Origin of the sequence: Pseudomonas benzopyrenica (assembly GCF_036884265.1) — a bacterium.
Lineage (GTDB): Bacteria > Pseudomonadota > Gammaproteobacteria > Pseudomonadales > Pseudomonadaceae > Chryseomonas > Chryseomonas benzopyrenica.
Genome location: NZ_CP145723.1, coordinates 3,085,915 through 3,103,111 on the forward strand (window position 1 = coordinate 3,085,915; position 17,197 = coordinate 3,103,111).

The window sequence follows — 17,197 nt, forward strand, 5'->3', positions numbered from 1 at the left end:
GCATCACAGTCGGCCTAGAATTCGCTCCCTTTTCGTCGCCATCCGGGCCTGTCATGACCTTTGCCGACCTCGGCCTCATCGATCCGCTGCTGCAGGCGCTCGCCGCCCTGGAGCACAGCTCCCCTACCCCCATCCAGCGTCAGGCTATCCCCGCGGTGCTGGCGGGTCGCGACCTGCTGGCCGCCGCCCAGACCGGCACCGGCAAGACCGGCGCCTTCGGCCTGCCGCTGCTGCAGCGACTGGTGCAGGAAGGCCCGGCGGTGGCGCCCAACCATATCCGCGCGCTGATCCTCACGCCCACCCGCGAGCTGGCCGAACAGGTCCATGCCAGCCTGCGCGACTATGCCCAGCACCTGCCCCTGCGCACCGCGGTGGCCTATGGTGGCGTGAGCATCAATCCGCAGATGATGAAACTGCGTAAAGGTGTGGATGTGCTGGTGGCGACCCCAGGTCGCCTCCTCGATCTGTTCAGCCAGAACGCCGTGCGCTTCGACCAGGTGCAGCTGCTGGTGCTGGACGAAGCCGATCGCATGCTCGACCTGGGCTTTTCCCGGCAACTGGGCGAGCTGTTCGTCATGCTGCCGCGCAAGCGCCAGACCCTGCTGTTCTCGGCGACCTTCTCCGACGCCGTGCGCCAACTGGCCGCCCCGGTGCTGCGCGATCCCCAGACCCTCGACGTCAGCCCGCGCAACACGGCCGCCGTCACCGTCAAGCAGTGGGTCGTGCCGGTTGACAAGAAGCGCAAGACCGAACTCTTCCTGCACCTCTATCGCAGCGGTCGCCACGGCCAGGTGCTGGTGTTCGCCAAGACGCGCAAGGGTGTGGAGCAACTGGTGGAAGCCTTGCAGGCCGAGGATCTGGCGGCGGAATCCATCCATGGCGACAAGCCCCAGCCGGCGCGGCTGCGCGCCCTCGCCCGCTTCAAGGCCGGCGAGGCGGACATCCTGGTCGCTACCGATGTGGCTGCCCGCGGCCTGGACATCCAGGACCTGCCGCTGGTGGTCAACCTGGACCTGCCCATCGTCGCCGAAGATTACGTGCACCGCATCGGCCGCACCGGGCGCGCGGGCAACCAGGGCCAGGCGGTTTCACTGGTCTGCGCCGATGAAGTCGAGCAACTAGCGGCCATCGAGACGCTGATCGGCCAGATCCTCATGCGCCGCGACGAGCCGGATTTCATCCCCGACCACCGCGTTCCCCAGACCGGTCCGGGCGGACTGGTCATGAAGAAGCCCAAGAAGCCGAAGAAACCCAAGGCGGGTGGACTGGTATCCGACAAGCCCCTGGGTCGCTGGGTGGAAGACGGCAAACCCAAGGTCAAGTCGGTGCGCAAGTCGCCCGGCTTCGGCAAGCCACGCAAGTAACCGTAAGGCTTAGAGCGGTGGCATGGCGGTAGACGGGTGATCGCGGCCATGACCGTAATAGACCCTAGGTTGGGCTGAGCGTAGCGAAGCCCAACAGGTCTTGCTCGGAGCTGGTTGTTGGGCTTCGACATTAAAGCCGTCTCAACCCACCTACGAAAACAGCGCCAGCCCGTAGGAACGGCCGTAGGTTGGGTTGCGCGCAGCGAAGCCAACGGGTCTTGCCCAGAGCTCGCACTGTTGGGCTTCGACGATGGAGCCGTCTCAACCCAACCTACGAAAACAGCGCCAGCCCGTAGGAACGGCCGTAGGTTGGGTTGTGCGCAGCGAAGCCAAACGGGTCTTGCCCAGAGCTCGCACTGTTGGGCCTCGACGATGGAGCCGTCTCAATCCAACCTACGTCCCCGTAGGAGCGGCCGCATCGGCGGACCGCCATGGCCGCGCTATGCTGGGCGTCGTTTACTCCGCCAGGCGCCAGGTGGTGCCGCCCTTGCCGTCTTCCAGCACCACGCCCAGGGCGGTGAGCTGGTCGCGGATGCGGTCGGATTCCGCCCAGTTCTTTTCGGCGCGCGCGGTGAGCCGGGCCTGGATCAGCGCCTCGACCTCGGCGGCATCCACCCGCCCCGCAGCATCGGCGCGCAGGAAGGCTTCCGGCTCCAGCTGCAGCACGCCCAGCACCTCACCCAGTTCGCGCAGACGCCCGGCCAGTCCAGCCGCCGCGGCAGGATCGCTCTCGCGCAGGCGGTTGATCTCGCGGGCCAGCTCGAACAGCACGCCGCAGGCACCGGCGGTGTTGAAGTCGTCGTCCATGCACTGGGCGAAGCGCTCGGCGTAGCTTTCGCCGCCTTGCGCCGGTGCCTGGGGCAAGCCCTTGAGCGAGTGGTAGAAGCGCTCCAGGGCGCCCTTGGCTTCGCGCAGGTTGTCTTCCGAGTAATTGATCGGGCTGCGGTAGTGGCTGGCGATCAGCAGGTAGCGCACCACTTCCGGGTGATACTTCTCCAGCACCTCGCGCAGGGTGAAGAAGTTGCCCAGGGACTTGGACATCTTCTCGCCATTGATGGTGATCATCCCGCAGTGCAGCCAGGCGTTGGCGTAGGGCTTGCCAGTGGCCGCCTCGCTCTGGGCGATCTCGTTCTCGTGGTGCGGGAATTCCAGGTCGTTGCCGCCACCGTGGATGTCGAAGGTGTCGCCCAGGCAGCAGGTGGACATCACCGAGCACTCGATGTGCCAGCCCGGACGCCCGGTGCCCCAGGGCGACGGCCAGCTCGGTTCACCCGGCTTGGCAGCCTTCCACAGGACGAAGTCCAGGGGATCTTCCTTGGCCTCGCCCGGCTCGATGCGGGCGCCGATGCGCAGGTCCTCGACGCGCCGCCGCGACAGCTTGCCGTAGCCGGCGAAGCGGTTGACCCGGTAGTAGACATCGCCATTGCCCGGGGCATAGGCATAGCCCTTGTCGATCAGGGTCTGGATCATGGCGTGCATGCCATCGATGTGATCGGTGGCGCGCGGCTCCTGGTCCGGCTTCTTGATATTCAGCCGTGCCTCGTCCTCGTGCATCGCCTCGATCATCCGCGCCACCAGGTCGGTGAAGGGCTCATCGTTGGCGTTGGCGCGGTTGATGATCTTATCGTCGATGTCGGTGATGTTGCGCACGTAGGTCAGGTCGTAGCCGCTATGGCGCAGCCAGCGGGTGATGACGTCGAAGGCCACCATGCTGCGACCATGCCCCAGGTGGCAGTAGTCGTAGACGGTCATGCCGCAGACGTACATACGCACCTGGCCCGGCACCAGCGGCGTGAAGGCTTCCTTGGTCTTGGTCAGGGTGTTGTAGAGGTGCAGCGCCATCATTGCCCCCAGGAATCGCGCAGGGTCACGGTACGATTGAACACCGGCTTGCCGGGTGCCGAATCCTTCAGATCGACGCAGAAGTAACCTTCGCGCTCGAACTGGAAGCGGTCTTCCGCCTGAGCCTGGGCCAGCGACGGCTCGGCACGGCAGCCCTTGAGCACCACCAGGGATTCGGGATTGATGTTGTCGAGGAAGCTGCCACCCTCCTCGCTCTTCTCCGGCTGCGCCGAACGGAACAGGCGATCGTAGAGGCGCACCTCGCACTCCACGCTGCCTGCGGCCGGCACCCAGTGGATCACGCCCTTGACCTTGCGACCCTCGGGATTCTTGCCCAGGGTGTCCGGGTCGTAGCTGCAACGCAGTTCGACCACATTGCCGTCGGCATCCTTGATGGCCTCATCGGCACGGATCACGTAGCTGCCGCGCAGGCGCACCTCGCCACCCGGCTCCAGGCGCTTGTAGCCCTTGGGCGGATTCTCTTCGTAGTCGCCCTGGTCGATGTACAGCTCGCGGGTGAAGGGCAGCTGGCGCACGCCCAGATCCTGCTTGGGATGCCGTGCCAGCTCCAGGTTCTCTACCTGGCCCTCGGGGTAGTTGGTGATCACCACCTTGAGGGGCCTCAGCACGCACATGGCGCGCGGAGCGTTCTGGTCCAGGTCCTCGCGGATGGCGAATTCCAGCATGGCCACGTCGACCACGCCATTGGAACGGGTCACGCCGATCATCTCGCAGAAGTTGCGGATGGCGGCCGGGGTGTAGCCACGGCGGCGATAGCCCGACAGGGTCGACATGCGCGGGTCGTCCCAGCCGTGCACATGAGCCTCGTCCACCAGTTGCTTGAGCTTGCGCTTGCTGGTGACGGTGTAGTTCAGGTTGAGGCGGGCGAATTCGTACTGGCGTGGCTGGGCCGGCACCGGCAGCTTGGCCAGGAACCACTCGTACAGCGGACGATGGTCCTCGAACTCCAGGGTGCAGATGGAGTGGGTCACGCCTTCCAGGGCATCGGACTGGCCATGGGTGAAGTCATAGCTCGGATAGATGCACCAGGCATCGCCGGTCTGATGGTGATGGGCGTGACGGATGCGATAGAGGATGGGATCGCGCAGGTTCATGTTGGGCGAGGCCATGTCGATCTTGGCGCGCAGCACCTTTTCGCCATCCTTGAATTCGCCGGCCTTCATGCGGGCGAAGAGGTCCAGGTTCTCGGCCACCGAACGGTCGCGGAAGGGGCTGTTGCGACCCGGTTCGGTGAGGCTGCCGCGGTATTCGCGAGCCTGCTCGGGCGTCAGGTCGCAGACGTAGGCCAGGCCCTGCTCGATCAGGTTCACCGCCCAGGCATAGAGCTGGTCGAAATAGCTGGAGGCGTAGCGCACCTCGCCGGCCCAGTCGAAGCCCAGCCAGTGCACGTCGCTCTTGATGGCGTCGATGTATTCCTGGTCTTCCTTGGCCGGGTTGGTGTCGTCGAAGCGCAGATGGCAGTCGCCGCCGAATTCCTTGGCCAGGCCGAAGTTCACGCAGATCGACTTGGCGTGGCCGATGTGCAGGTAGCCATTGGGCTCCGGGGGAAAACGGGTGACGATCTTGGCCTGCTTGCCGGCGTCCAGGTCAGCCTGGACGATCTGCCGCAGGAAATGCGCGGGGGCGGCTTTGGCGGCGGTGGACGAGTCGGAAGTCGGCTTGCTCATGGGATCCTTAACTGGGCAGACGCACGGCCAGGGTAGGCCGGGCAAAGGTAAACCCGTATCATAGCCCAACCCGTCAAGTCCCGGCGAAACCCTTGAGGCCCTCGCCGGGTCTGGATGCTGTCCCCCTTAGCTACGGATTCGCTGCCATGATCAAGCTGCACACCAACCACGGCGTCATCACCCTGGAACTCTTCGAGGACAAGGCGCCGGAAACCGCGGCCAACTTCAAGGAATACGTCAAGAGCGGTCACTACGACGGCACCATCTTCCACCGCGTGATCAGCAACTTCATGGTCCAGGGCGGTGGTTTCGAGCCGGGCATGAAGCAGAAGCCGACCCGCGCCCCGATCAAGAACGAAGCCAATAACGGCGTCTCCAACGCGATCGGCACCGTCGCCATGGCCCGCACCATGGATCCGCACTCCGCCTCGGCGCAGTTCTTCATCAACGTCTCCGACAACACCTTCCTCAACCACACCGCGCCCACCAGCCAGGGCTGGGGCTATGCGGTGTTCGGCAAGGTGGTCGAGGGCATGGACGTGGTCAACGCCATCAAAGGCGTCGCCACTACCAGCAAGGCCGGTCATCAGGACGTGCCGAGCGAAGACGTGATCATCGAGAAGGCCGAGATCGTCGAGTGATTCTACTGGTCTCCGACCTGCATCTCGAACCGCAACGCCCGGACCTGGTCCGGGCGTTTTTGCATTTCCTCGAAACCCGTGCCCGCGGTGCCGAGGCGCTGTACATCCTTGGGGATCTGTTCGAAGCCTGGATCGGCGATGACGCCATGGGGCCCTTCGAGCAGGAGATTGCCACCGCCCTGCGCCAGCTGGCCGACAGCGGCACGGCCGTCTATCTGATGCATGGCAATCGCGACTTCCTCATCGGCAAGGCCTTCTGCCGCCAGGCGGGTTGCCGCTTGCTGCCGGATCGCCATATCGCCGACTTCCCGGATCGCCGCGTGCTGCTCATGCATGGCGATACCCTCTGCACCCGCGACGAGGGCTACCAGAAGCTGCGTCGCATCCTGCGCCATCCCCTCACCCTCTTCGTCCTGCGCCACCTGCCGCTGGCCAGCCGCCAGAAGCTGGCGCGCAAGCTGCGCAGCGAGAGTCGCCAGCAGACCCGCGCCAAGGCCATGGACATCACCGATGTCACTGAGGCCGAAGTCGAGCGCGAACTGCGCGCCGCCCGGGTGACGACGCTGATCCACGGTCATACCCACAGACCCGCCCACCATGAGCTGCTGCTCGATGGCCAGCCGGTCGAGCGTATCGTTTTGGGGGACTGGGACCGCCGTGGCTGGGTGTTGGAAGCCAGCGAAGCGGGCCTGACCCAAATCGATTTCGCTCTCGACGAACGGTAATAGCGCGGCCAGGCATGCCTGGCTTTCTTGCAGCAATTACCTGATCAGCAAAGCAATTTTGCTTGGCTACCCGGTCGCGACCACTCCGGCTGCGACCGATCGTCACATGACCGCTACAGAAATCCGCGCAGGCGACCGATGACGAGGGTGTAAGGAGATGTAACCCTTTTCCGCGGAGACGCCCATGCAACTCGACACCCTCTTTGCCCAGCTGCACAACCTGCCCAACGTCCCCGAAGTGGCGCAGGTCCTGATCCAGCAGTTCGACGACCCCAACACCAGCATCGAAACCCTGTCGCGCACCGTGGCGCGCGATCCGGTCATCGCCGCCAAGGTATTGCGCCTGGCCAACTCGGCGCGCTTCCGCGGCGCCCGTGAATCCACCAGCATCGAAGACGCCGCCCTGCGCCTGGGCTTCAACACCCTGCGCACCCTGGTACTGGCCTCGGCCTTCGCCAGCGGCTTCAAGGCCGCGCCCGGCTTCGATCTGCAGGCCTTCTGGTACAACAGCTTTCTGGTCGCCAGCCTGTGCAAGCCACTGGCCAAGCAGGCCGGCCTGGACCAGGAAACCGCCTTTACCTGCGGCATGCTCCACGACATCGGCGAATTGCTGATCCAGAGCGGCGCCCCCGAACTGGCGCCGAGCCTGGCCGGTCGCGCCACCGCCAGCAGCCATCGCGCCGCCGACGAGACCCTGCAACTGGGCTTCGGCTATCCGGAAGTGGGTGCCGAACTGGCCCGCCGCTGGCAGCTGCCCCAGGTCCTGCGCGACGCCATTGGCTACCAGGCCCGCCCGCTGCAGGCACCGGAAGGCAACGGCTATGCGCTGATCGTGGCCCAGGCGGTCGCCGTGGCCGAGGTGCTGCAGGAGAATGTCGGTGACAGCAAGGTGCAGGACCTGAGCGGTCCGCTGTTCGCCAGCATCGACCTGGAACAGCTGACGGCCGTGCTGCCCAACGCGCGGGACACCGCCGCGACCTTCGCCCAGGCCGCCTGATTCCTGGATGGGCTGGCCGAATCGCAGGCAAGAAAAAACCCCTGGAGCTGGGCTCTCAGGGGTTCTCTCAGATCTGGCGGTGAGGGAGGGATTCGAACCCTCGATAAGATTTCTCCTATACACACTTTCCAGGCGTGCTCCTTCAACCGCTCGGACACCTCACCAGATTTGCTCGGCGGCTGCATCTGCATCACCGAGGCGCGCAACTATAGGCAAAGGCGATTTCGATGGCAAGCTTTTTCTTCAATCGATTCATACATTTGCACGCAGGGCTGGGAAAGTCCGCTGCTCTGCGCCGTTCACGGGATGACCGGTCAGTCGCCTCTCTGCCCTGCGTTACCTTCTATACCTCCGACCAACGGTAGCGTCGCAAGCATTTTTCCAATTGCCTGAAAGCAAAGAAGAAATCGTCTAGTGCGACATTTTTGATAACCGGCTGGCCGGTCATCACCACAAAACTGAAATTTATGTTCTATAGCTACTGGATAGTGCTCAAGCCTGTGGGTATCAGTAACTGCATGCCGCTGTCGCGCAAGCGCTTCCCGCTGAAGACGTAAAGGCTTCAAACAGCTAACAATAAAGGCCCCGAGTCATGTTCAAGAATCCCGTCCCCAAGTGGCGTCAGGCGAGTTTCGTGCTCATCGTCACCACCGTCGTACTGGTCATCCCCAATCTTTCCCGGTTCTTTGGCTGATCCCTAGCGCCAATAATCCGCTGGTGCTGCCGGCAAGGCTGCCAGCAGGTCACGCAGCCCCTCTCCCCAGCCTTTACGCAAGGCCTGGAAGTAGGGATCGTGCTCGTCGATCCGATGGCTGCTGACCTGCGCCAGCGCATCGCGCGGATAGACCACCAGATCCAGCGGCAGCCCCACCGATAGATTGCTGCGAATGGTGGCGTCGTAGGACAGCAGCGCGCAGCGCAGGGCTTCTTCCAGCGGCGTCGCGAAGGTCAGCGCCCGATCCAGGATGGGCTTGCCGTACTTGCTCTCGCCGATCTGGAAATAGGGCGTGTCCTCGGTGGCACCGATGAAATTGCCGTGGGGATAGAGGTTGAACAACTCCGGCTCCGCGCCGCGGATCTGCCCGCCCAGGAGAAAGGAACAGCTCAGATCCAGGCCATGACCGCTGGGGGCATCCTCGGCATCGCGCTGCAGGACCTCGCGCAAGGTCTGCCCTAGCAAGCGGGCGGCCTCATACAGAGTGGGCACTCCGTGCAAGTTGTCCTGCTCGCTGTCCAGGCGCTGCCGCAACAGGCTGATGACTGCCTGGGAGGTAGCCAGGTTGCCCGCCGACTGGATGGCGATCAGGCGCTCGCCCGGAATCCGGAACAGATGCAGTTTGCGAAAGGTGGCGATGTTGTCGACTCCGGCATTGGTGCGGGAATCGGCGACGAACACCAGGCCGTCGTGCAGTTTCATGGCGACGCAATAGGTCATGCGAACCTCGGGTATCGAGACGGCTTTTTGCCGCAGCGGCGAGGAAAAGAAAAGACGGCCCCTGGCCGTCTCTTCGTGCGCTGCCGGCAGCGCTGATTATTGCTGTTGCTGCACCTGCTGCAACGGCTCGACCAGCACCTTGGCCTCCATGTGCTCCACCCCACCACCGCGGCGCATGCCGCGTACCGGGCAGGCATCCAGGTAGTCCAGGCCGATGGCCAGCCGCAGGTGGCGCTCCGGTCGGGTCAGGCGATTGGTTACGTCGTAGCTGTACCAGGCGCCGTCATGCCAGGCTTCCGCCCAGGCATGGCTGGAGAGGTGCGCGCTGTCGTCGGTGCACAGATAGCCGGACACGTAGCGCGCCGGGATGCCCAGGCTGCGGGCGCAGGCCAGGAAGGCATGGGCATGATCCTGGCAGACCCCGGCGCCCTTGGCGAAGGCCTGGGCGGCATTGCCGTCCACCTCGGTGGAGCCGGGTACATAGATCATGCGCTCGTGCAGGCGCTCCATCAGCTGGATCAGGCTGTCGCGATCCTGGCGCCCGTCGCAGACCTCGCGGGCGAAGGCGGTCAACGCCTCGTCGGCCTCGGTCAGGCGGGTCTGACGCAGGAAGGGAAAGGGTGAGGCCTGGCAGGGCTCGGATTCGAAGCCCTCGTCGATTTCCACCTGACCACTGGCGGTGATGGTGATGGCGTCATGCGGGGTGTCCAGGGTCAGCACATGGAGGATGTTGCCGAAGGGATCGCGTTGCGCCCGCGCCGGCCGTGGCAAGGCCAGCTCCCAGCCAAGGATCTTCTGGCGTGCATCGTCCTGGGGCGTGAGGCGCAGGTACTGGATGCTGGCGCGGACCTGATCGGCATAGCGATAGAGCGTTTCGTGATGGATCGCGAGCCTCATACGGCCTCCAGGTAAGCGGTGTTGATGGCGCTGGCGAGCTGGCGGACATGGACGATGAAATCACCGATCCAGGCGTGCAGGCCTTCGTCCAGCACCTCGTCGATGCTGGTGTAGCGCAGCCGCGCCTCGAGACCCGCGGCCAGACGCTTGGCCTCGCGGCCGTTCTCCCCGGGCAGACTGGCCAGCACCCGGTGCAGCTCGATCACGCAGGCCAGCAGCGAGCGTGGCAGGTCTTCCTGCAACAGCAGCAACTCGGCGCCGTTGCGCACGTTGAGGGCATCCCGGTAGAGCTCGGTGTAGGCCTCGAAGGCACTCAGGGCGCGCAGCAGGGCACTCCACTGATAGAAGCCGCGGGCGGAGGCGTCACTGATGGCTTCCGCCTCCTCTTCCCCCAGCACCTGATAGCGGGCGTCGAGCATGCGCAGGGTGTTGTCGGCGCGTTCGACGAAGGTACCCAGGCGGATGAAGCGATAGGCGTCGTTTCTCATGATGGTGCCGACGGTGGCACCGCGGAACAGGTGGGAACGCTCCTTGACCCATTCGCAGAAGCGACTGATGCCGAAGCGGATCAGGCCGGTGACGGCGATCTCGCGCATCTCCAGCCAGGTGGCGTTGACGTTCTCCCACATGTCGGCGGTGATGCGCCCACGCACCGCATGGGCATTGCTGCGCGCGGCTTGCAGGCAGCAATAGATGCTGCCGGGGTTGCGCTCGTCCAGGGCGAAGAAGTGCAGCAGGCGCTCGGGGTGCAGGGCGCCGTGCTTTTCCCGGTAGTCATCCAGGGTGCCGGTGATGAGCAATGGCATGGCCAGCTCGTCCAGGCCTCCGCCCTGCCCGCTCTGCGGCATCATCGACAGCGAATAGCTGACGTCCAGCATCCGCGCGAGATTCTCGGCGCGCTCCAGGTTGCGGGACATCCAGTACAGATCGGCAGCGGTACGACTCAGCATGGTGGGGTCGCCTTTCAAAGGTCCTTGCGAGGCCGCCGTGGCGGCCACTGTTTCTTGGCGATCTAGTCCTGGACCACCCAGGTGTCCTTGGTGCCGCCGCCCTGGGAGGAATTCACCACCAGCGAGCCTTCGCGCAGGGCGACCCGGGTCAGGCCACCGGGCACCAGACGCGTCTTGCGCCCGGACAGCACGAAGGGCCGCAGATCGATGTGCCGCGGCGCGATACCGCTCTCGACGAAGGTCGGGCAGGTGGACAGCGACAGGGTCGGCTGGGCGATGTAGGCGCTGGGATTGGCCTTGAGCCGCGCGCGGAAGGCTTCGATCTCCAGGCTACTGGCAGTGGGGCCGACCAGCATGCCGTAGCCGCCGGAGCCATGGACCTCCTTGACCACCAGCTCGGGCAGATTGGCCAGCACATGGGACAGCTCGTCCGGCTTGCGGCACTGCCAGGTGGGTACGTTGTAGAGGATGGGTTCTTCGCTGAGGTAGAAGCGGATCATCTCCGGCACATAGGGATAGATCGACTTGTCGTCGGCCACCCCGGTGCCGATGGCGTTGGCCAGGATGATGTTACCGGCGCGATAGGCGGCCAGCAGGCCGGGCACGCCCAGCAGGGAGTCCGGATTGAAGGCCAGGGGATCGAGGAAGGCGTCGTCGAGACGGCGGTAGATGACATCGACCTTGCGGAAGCCCGAGGTGGTGCGCATGAACACCTGTTCGTCGCGCACCAGCAGGTCGGCCCCCTCCACCAGTTCCACGCCCATTTCCCGCGCCAGGAAGGCGTGCTCGAAGTAGGCGCTGTTGAACCGCCCTGGGGTGAGCACCACCACCGTGGGGTTGTTGACCGGGGTGGAGCTGCGCAGGGTATCGAGCAGGATGTTCGGGTAGTGGTCGATGGGCGCGATGCGCTCCAGGGTGAACAGCTCGGGAAACAACCGCATCATCATCTTGCGGTTCTCGAGCATGTAGGACACCCCGCTGGGAGTGCGCAGGTTGTCTTCCAGTACGTAGTAGGCGCCGTCGCCATCGCGCACCAGGTCGACCCCGGCGATGTGCGCATAGATGCCATTGGGCAGGTCCAGCCCCTGCATGGCCAGCTGGTACTGGTCATTGGCCAGCACCTGCTCGGCGGGTATGACCCCGGCCTTGATGATACGCTGGTCGTGATAGAGGTCGTGCAGAAAGAGATTCAGCGCCTGGACGCGCTGAATGCAGCCGCGCTCGATGATCTGCCATTCGCTGGCGGGGATGGCTCGCGGCAGGGCGTCGAAGGGAATCAGGCGCTCCGTGCCCTGCTCGTCGCCATAGAGGGTGAAGGTGATACCGGCGCGATGGAACAGCAGGTCGGCTTCGCGACGACGCTGTGCCAGGAGTTCCGGGGGTGTCTCGCTCAGCCATTGCGCATAGCGACCGTAGTGCGGTCGACAGTGCGCCTGGGCGTCATACATCTCGTTATACAGTTGGCGGCTCATGCCGATCTCCTTGTCACCCACGGTGCAGCTTCGCAAGCCGCGTGCCAGTGCCAGAGCCTTGTGGATCAAGCTCTTGCGAGGCGGCGGGTCGCGCGGTGCACCAAAGCCAGGCACGTAAGCGTGCGCATGCACCGCAACGTTTCCGTCATGAGCCTAAGACGGTGCGCCTGGCGGAAAGTGCGATGATTGAGCGGCGGAGTGATTACAGAGAATGAGACAGGCATCCCCTTCGGGATGCCGCCTCGACAGGCCAGGGATCAGGCGGAGCTGCGGCTGACTTCCTGGGTGACGCCCCAGCCATCGAGTTGGCCGCCCAGAGGCACCACCACCGCCTCGAGATCGCTTTCGAAATCGTCGATGGTGGCGTGGGTGGCGAACATCACCTTGCTGACCTGCAGATGCCAGCCCCCCTCTTCGTGGGGCATCACCTGGGTGTTGAGGGACTCGCCGTGAAACTGGTCCGCAGCGATGCGGGCCTTGCCTTCGTCGGCGAAGATGGCGAAGAAGTCGATGGGATGGAAGCGGGCGAAGTCGAAGCCGCCCTCCTTCATCCGCTGCAGCAGGTTCAAGCTCACATCATCGGCAAACGACAAGGACATAGGACAACCCTCCTCTGGTTCGGATGATCTTCTCGCCGAGCCGTCGCTACCGACGCCCGGCGAGTTGCGGCTGAGCACTCGAACGGTGCCGCGACCGTCAGGGCTTACGCCTTGCCGATGGCCTCCAGCACGTATCGAGGTAGAGCAAAGGCGGCGGCATGCAGCTCCGGGGTGTAGTAACGGGTCTGGATGCCGGTATCACTGTAGCGTTGCGCCAGGGTTTCGGCACCTTGCCGACGCAAGGTCACGTCCTTGCTGCCCCAGGCCAGGGTCATCACGCCCCCTATGTAGGTAGGCACCGCTGACAGATAAAAGTGCCAGTCGGCGAACAGCCCGGACATCCGGCTGGCGGTGGTCTTGACCTCGTCCAGCTGCAGGAAGGGGGTGCCATTCTGGGCCACCATCACGCCGCCGTCGTTCAGGCAACGATGGCAGGCCTGGTAGAAGTTCTCCGAGAACAGCACCTCGGCCGGACCGATGGGATCGGTGGAGTCGGAGATGATGACGTCATAGCGCTCGGTGGTGTTGGCGACGAAATTCATGCCGTCGTCGATCACCAGATTCAGCCGCGGATCCTCGAAGGCGCCAGCCGAATGACCGGGAAAGTGCTCCTTGCACATCTCCACCACCGAACCGTCGATCTCGACCATGGTGATGTGCTCGACACCCCGGTGCTTGGCCACTTCCCGCAGGATACCGCCGTCGCCACCGCCGATGATGAGCACCCGCTTCGGCGCCGGATGGGCGAGCAGCGGCACCTGGGTGAGCATCTCGTGATAGATGAATTCGTCGGCCTCGGTGGTCTGGATGACGCCATCCAGGGCCATTACCTTGCCCAGCACGGCGTTCTGGAAGATCACCAGGTGCTGATGCTCGGTACGCACCTCGTGGAGCAGGCGCTCGACGATGAATCTCTGGCCATAGCCGTCGTAGAGGGTTTCCAGGTAGTCGCTCATGTCGATCTCCGCAGGTGGCGGGCCGAGACAGACAATGCCCGGCCAAAAGCCGGGCATTGTAAGAGCTGGATGTGACAGGCTCCAGCGTTGTGCTGGTTAGCCTTTATGGGTAGGCGCGGTGGCCGAGCGATTGCCGCGCGGACCGGCGGCGGCCCAGGCGATCAGACCGATCACCGGCAGCACGATGATGAGCACGGTCCAGCCGATCTTGGCATTGCTGGTGCTGTCACTGCGGATGACGTTGACGATGGCCCAGATGTCGAGCAGGAAGACGATGAAGCCCAGTACACCGCCGATGGTGGAATTGATCATGTCGCGACTCCCGTTGCGAGGACACAGGTCTCGTCACTTGGGACTGGCGATGAGGGCGTGGAGTTCGGCCGGCTCGCTTGGCAGCGCCGCCGGCCATGGGCCTCAACCGAAGGCGGTGAGATCGATGTCAGCAAAGGACGCCACGCACGGATGGTCGCCAAGCTGGCCACCGGCACGCACCAGGCCGCAGGTCGGCAGACCGGCCTGGCGCGCGGCATCCAGCTCTTCCACCACATCGGAAAGGAACAGCAGTTCCGCCGGCGCGTGGGTGGTCGCCGAAGCGATGCGGGCATAGGAGGCGGCCTCGCGCTTGCCGCCGGTCAGGGTATCGAAATACCCGGAAAACAAAGGCGTGAGATCGCCATGCTCGGAGCAGCCGAAGATCAGCTTCTGCGCCTGCACCGAGCCCGAGGAATAGACGTACAGCGGCAGTCCGGCGGCATGCCACTGGCGCAGGGCCTGGACGGCGTCGGGATAGACGTGCCCCCGGAGGGTGCCGGCGCGATAGCCCTGCTCCCACACCTGTCCCTGCAGCGCCTTGAGCGGCGTGGCCTTGCGGTCGGTGGCGATCCACTCCAGCAGGATGGCGATCACCCGCTCCACGTCGGCGTCCAGCTCGCCGGCTTCGGCACGCACGGCATCGAGTTGCTCGGCCACCGCCGGCTCTCCGGCATGGGCGCGCACATGGGCCGGCAGGTGCGCGCGGGCATAGGGGAAGAGCACGTCGAAGACGAAGCTGACGGCGCTGGTGGTGCCTTCGATATCGGTGAGGATGGCCTTGATCGTCACGCCTCGACCTCCAGGCGTGGAAAGCGCTGGGCGATGTCCACGCCGGTGAAGTGGGCCACCCAGCCGTCGGGATTGTCGAACAGGCGGATGGCGACGAAGGACGGCGACTCGCTCATGTCGAACCAGTGCGGCGTACCGGCCGGCACCGAGATGAGGTCGTCCTTCTCGCAGAGCACGGCATAGACCTGGTCGTCGATGTGCAGGGTGAAGAGGCCCTGGCCGGCGACGAAGAAGCGCACCTCGTCTTCATTGTGGCGATGCTCTTCGAGGAACTTGGCGCGCAGCGCCTCCTTCTGCGGATGCTCGGGATGCATGCTGATGACGTCGACGGTCTGGTAGCCGCGCTCCTGGATGAGGCGATCGATCTCCGGTCGGTAGGCGGCGATCACCTCCTCCTGGCTGGCGCCGGGCGCCACCGGGGCGGTGGCCTGCCAGCGCTCGAAACGCACCCCGACCTCGGCCAGGGTGGCGGCGATGTGCTCGCCATCGCTGATCACCTTCAGCGGCTGGCGGGGTTCGGCATCGTGGTAGACGGTCAGTCGGCTCATGGACGCAGGCTCCGGGTCTTGAGTTCGCATTCGAAGAGGAATTCGAAGGCTTCCACGTGGCGCAAGGCATCGGCCATGCGCGGGCCCCAAGTATAGAGGCCGTGCCCGCGGATCAGGTACCCCACGCAGTCGGGATGCACGTTCAGCCAGGTCTGCACCTTGTCGGCCAGGCGCGGGATGTCCTGGTCGTTGTCGAACACCGGGATCTCCACCCGCACGTCGTGGGTGGTGACGCCATGCAGGGCCTTCTGCAACTCGTAGCCGTCCAGCACCAGGCGATCGCCTTCGAGCTGGCGCGAGAGCACCGTCGAGTTCACCGAGTGGGTGTGCAGCACGGCGCCGATCTCCGGCTGCCAGCGATAGAGCTGGGTGTGCAGCGCGGTCTCCGCGGAAGGCTTCTTGGCCTCCAGCGGGGTGCCGTCGAGGTCGGTGGCGAGGATGTCGTCCAGCTCCAGCTGACCTTTGTGCTTGCCGGAGACGGTCAGCAGCAAGCGACTGTCGGACAGCCGTACCGAATAGTTGCTGCTGGTGGCCGGCGACCAGCCGCGGCCATAGAGGAAGCGACCGGCGTCGATGATTTCCCGGGCCAGTTGCTCACGCTGCTGGATCATGGAGGGTTCTCCTTGGTTCTGTACGAAAAGTCGCCGAGCGACGGTCAGGCGAGGCGCAACGACCAACGGGAGTAACAGCCAACGGCTGGCCCAGAGGGTGAGCGCCAGCGAATCAAAACGCTGAGGAAGCGGAGTTTACGAGAGGTAAATGAGCATTGCGACCGGGCTGGCGATCCAGGTGTTTTTCAACGAAGCCTCACCGAGCGCAGGCACTTTTCGTACTGGACCTAACGGACAAGAGGATTAGGAAGGCCCCCGCCAGCGCCGCCAGGGAGGCGCCGGCAAAGGCGGCAAGGGCACCGGACACCTGCCAGGCATAGCCAGCATACAGCGCGCCCAGCGCCCCGCCAGCCCCGGAAAGTGCCGCGTAGAGCGATTGGGCCTGGCCCTGGCGGCGGCGGTCGAAATGGGATTGGACGAACTGGATGGCGGCGGCATGGAAGCAGCCGAAGGTGGCGGCGTGCAGCAATTGGGCGAACAGCAGCACCGCGAGGTGATCGGCCAGGGCGCCCAGCAGCCACCAGCGCCCGGCGGCGATGAGAAAGGCGGCGACCAGCAGGGTGTTGAGCGACAGCCGCGCCAGCAGTTGTGGCATCACCAGGAAGATCAATACCTCGGCGACCACCCCCAGCGACCAGAGCTGACCGATGACGCCGCGGCCATAACCCAGTGCTTCCAGATGCAGGGTGAAGACCGTGTAGTAAGGGCCGTGGGACAGCTGCATCAGCGCCGCGGCAGCGAAGAAGGCCAGCACCCGCGGCTGGCGCAGGGTCGTCAGGAAGGGCTCGGCCGGCGCCTCGGGCCGCTGGCCTGGATCGACCTTGACCCCTGGCACCGCCAGCGAGGCCAGCAGGATGATCGCCATCACCAGCAGCAGATAGGCCGGATAGAGATCCAGGCTGACGTACTCGAAGGCCCAGCCCAGCCCCGCCACCGCGGCGATGAAGCCGATCGAGCCCCAGAGGCGGATGCGCGCATAGCGCTGCGGCTGATCGCGCAGATGAGCCAGGGTGATGGCTTCGAACTGGGGCAGCACCGCGTGCCAGAAGAAGGCATGACCGGCCATGATCAGCGCCAGCCAGGCGAAGCCCTGGCCGAGGTAGATGCCGGAGAAGCACAGCAGGGTGCAGGCGGCGCCGAGGCGGACGATGCTCAGCCGGCGGCCGGTGCGATCGGCCAGCCAGCCCCAGAGGTTGGGTGCCAGCACCCTCATCAGCATGGGGATGGCCACCAGCTGACCGATGGCTGTACCAGAAAAGCCCAGGTGGTGGAAGTACAGCCCCAGGTAGGGCGCCGTGGCCCCCAGCAGCGCGAAGTAGGCGAAATAGAAGCCCGACAGGCGCCAATAGGGAACCGGCATCGTCCGTCCGC

The 17,197-nt window shown here is 64.8% G+C and carries 17 protein-coding genes and 1 tRNA gene; 4 read left to right on the plus strand and 14 right to left on the minus strand.

The window, feature by feature from the left end; translation table 11 throughout:
• Window positions 1-53: 53 nt before the first annotated feature.
• Complete coding sequence (locus tag V6W80_RS14515) at window positions 54-1,364, plus strand: DEAD/DEAH box helicase (RefSeq protein WP_338544622.1); 1,311 nt, start codon at window positions 54-56, stop codon at window positions 1,362-1,364.
• A 456-nt stretch (window positions 1,365-1,820) separates the two neighbouring features.
• Here V6W80_RS14515 and cysS read toward each other — a convergent pair whose 3' ends face one another.
• Together cysS and V6W80_RS14525 are read right to left on the minus strand one after the other, a co-directional pair.
• Complete coding sequence (gene cysS, locus V6W80_RS14520) at window positions 1,821-3,206, minus strand: cysteine--tRNA ligase (RefSeq protein WP_338547440.1); 1,386 nt, start codon at window positions 3,204-3,206, stop codon at window positions 1,821-1,823.
• A complete protein-coding gene (locus V6W80_RS14525; RefSeq protein ID WP_338544623.1) occupies window positions 3,206-4,894 on the minus strand; it encodes a glutamine--tRNA ligase/YqeY domain fusion protein in 1,689 nt (562 codons plus the stop codon). Before V6W80_RS14525 ends, cysS begins: the two co-directional genes overlap by 1 nt.
• 146 nt (window positions 4,895-5,040) lie before the next feature.
• On the opposite strand from V6W80_RS14525, the gene V6W80_RS14530 reads away from it, so the two are divergent.
• The 3 genes from V6W80_RS14530 (at window position 5,041) to V6W80_RS14540 (ending at window position 7,257) form a co-directional block, all read left to right on the plus strand.
• Window positions 5,041-5,535, plus strand: coding sequence for a peptidylprolyl isomerase (locus V6W80_RS14530; protein ID WP_007158996.1), 495 nt, complete (start codon window positions 5,041-5,043; stop codon window positions 5,533-5,535).
• Window positions 5,532-6,260, plus strand: coding sequence for a UDP-2,3-diacylglucosamine diphosphatase (gene lpxH / locus V6W80_RS14535; RefSeq protein ID WP_338544624.1), 729 nt, complete (start codon window positions 5,532-5,534; stop codon window positions 6,258-6,260). Before V6W80_RS14530 ends, lpxH begins: the two co-directional genes overlap by 4 nt.
• A 184-nt stretch (window positions 6,261-6,444) precedes the next feature.
• Window positions 6,445-7,257, plus strand: coding sequence for an HDOD domain-containing protein (locus V6W80_RS14540; protein WP_338544625.1), 813 nt, complete (start codon window positions 6,445-6,447; stop codon window positions 7,255-7,257).
• Between the two features lie 74 nt (window positions 7,258-7,331).
• Here the strand turns inward: V6W80_RS14540 and V6W80_RS14545 are convergent.
• From V6W80_RS14545 to V6W80_RS14600, 12 genes are all read right to left on the minus strand, one after another.
• Window positions 7,332-7,421 (minus strand) — tRNA-Ser (locus V6W80_RS14545).
• Between the two features lie 533 nt (window positions 7,422-7,954).
• Complete coding sequence (locus tag V6W80_RS14550; protein WP_017642191.1) at window positions 7,955-8,692, minus strand: proteasome-type protease; 738 nt, start codon at window positions 8,690-8,692, stop codon at window positions 7,955-7,957.
• 96 nt (window positions 8,693-8,788) lie between these two features.
• Complete coding sequence (locus V6W80_RS14555) at window positions 8,789-9,589, minus strand: transglutaminase family protein (RefSeq protein WP_093252582.1); 801 nt, start codon at window positions 9,587-9,589, stop codon at window positions 8,789-8,791.
• The gene (locus tag V6W80_RS14560) at window positions 9,586-10,539 is read right to left on the minus strand and encodes an alpha-E domain-containing protein (RefSeq protein WP_017642189.1); all 954 of its coding nucleotides are present in this window, start codon (window positions 10,537-10,539) and stop codon (window positions 9,586-9,588) included. The genes V6W80_RS14555 and V6W80_RS14560 overlap by 4 nt, the downstream gene beginning before the upstream one ends.
• Before the next feature lie 62 nt (window positions 10,540-10,601).
• The gene (locus tag V6W80_RS14565) at window positions 10,602-12,011 is read right to left on the minus strand and encodes a circularly permuted type 2 ATP-grasp protein (protein WP_338544626.1); all 1,410 of its coding nucleotides are present in this window, start codon (window positions 12,009-12,011) and stop codon (window positions 10,602-10,604) included.
• Window positions 12,012-12,268: 257 nt separating this feature from the next.
• Window positions 12,269-12,610 (minus strand): ribonuclease E inhibitor RraB, encoded by a 342-nt coding sequence (locus tag V6W80_RS14570; protein ID WP_017642187.1) that lies wholly within the window; start codon window positions 12,608-12,610, stop codon window positions 12,269-12,271.
• Between the two features lie 104 nt (window positions 12,611-12,714).
• Window positions 12,715-13,566: a polyamine aminopropyltransferase gene (gene speE, locus V6W80_RS14575; RefSeq protein ID WP_338544627.1), complete on the minus strand. Its 852-nt coding sequence runs from the start codon at window positions 13,564-13,566 to the stop codon at window positions 12,715-12,717.
• A 96-nt stretch (window positions 13,567-13,662) separates the two neighbouring features.
• Window positions 13,663-13,875, minus strand: coding sequence for a PLD nuclease N-terminal domain-containing protein (locus V6W80_RS14580; protein ID WP_026083979.1), 213 nt, complete (start codon window positions 13,873-13,875; stop codon window positions 13,663-13,665).
• 105 nt (window positions 13,876-13,980) lie between these two features.
• Complete coding sequence (gene mtnC / locus V6W80_RS14585) at window positions 13,981-14,667, minus strand: acireductone synthase (RefSeq protein WP_338544628.1); 687 nt, start codon at window positions 14,665-14,667, stop codon at window positions 13,981-13,983.
• Window positions 14,664-15,215 (minus strand): 1,2-dihydroxy-3-keto-5-methylthiopentene dioxygenase, encoded by a 552-nt coding sequence (locus V6W80_RS14590; RefSeq protein ID WP_017642184.1) that lies wholly within the window; start codon window positions 15,213-15,215, stop codon window positions 14,664-14,666. Before V6W80_RS14590 ends, mtnC begins: the two co-directional genes overlap by 4 nt.
• On the minus strand, window positions 15,212-15,826 hold the full coding sequence (locus tag V6W80_RS14595) for a methylthioribulose 1-phosphate dehydratase (RefSeq protein WP_017642183.1): 615 nt from the start codon (window positions 15,824-15,826) through the stop codon (window positions 15,212-15,214). Before V6W80_RS14595 ends, V6W80_RS14590 begins: the two co-directional genes overlap by 4 nt.
• Before the next feature lie 196 nt (window positions 15,827-16,022).
• Entirely contained in the window at window positions 16,023-17,186 is a 1,164-nt protein-coding gene (locus tag V6W80_RS14600) for an MFS transporter (protein WP_338544629.1), read from the minus strand.
• Window positions 17,187-17,197: the final 11 nt, after the last annotated feature.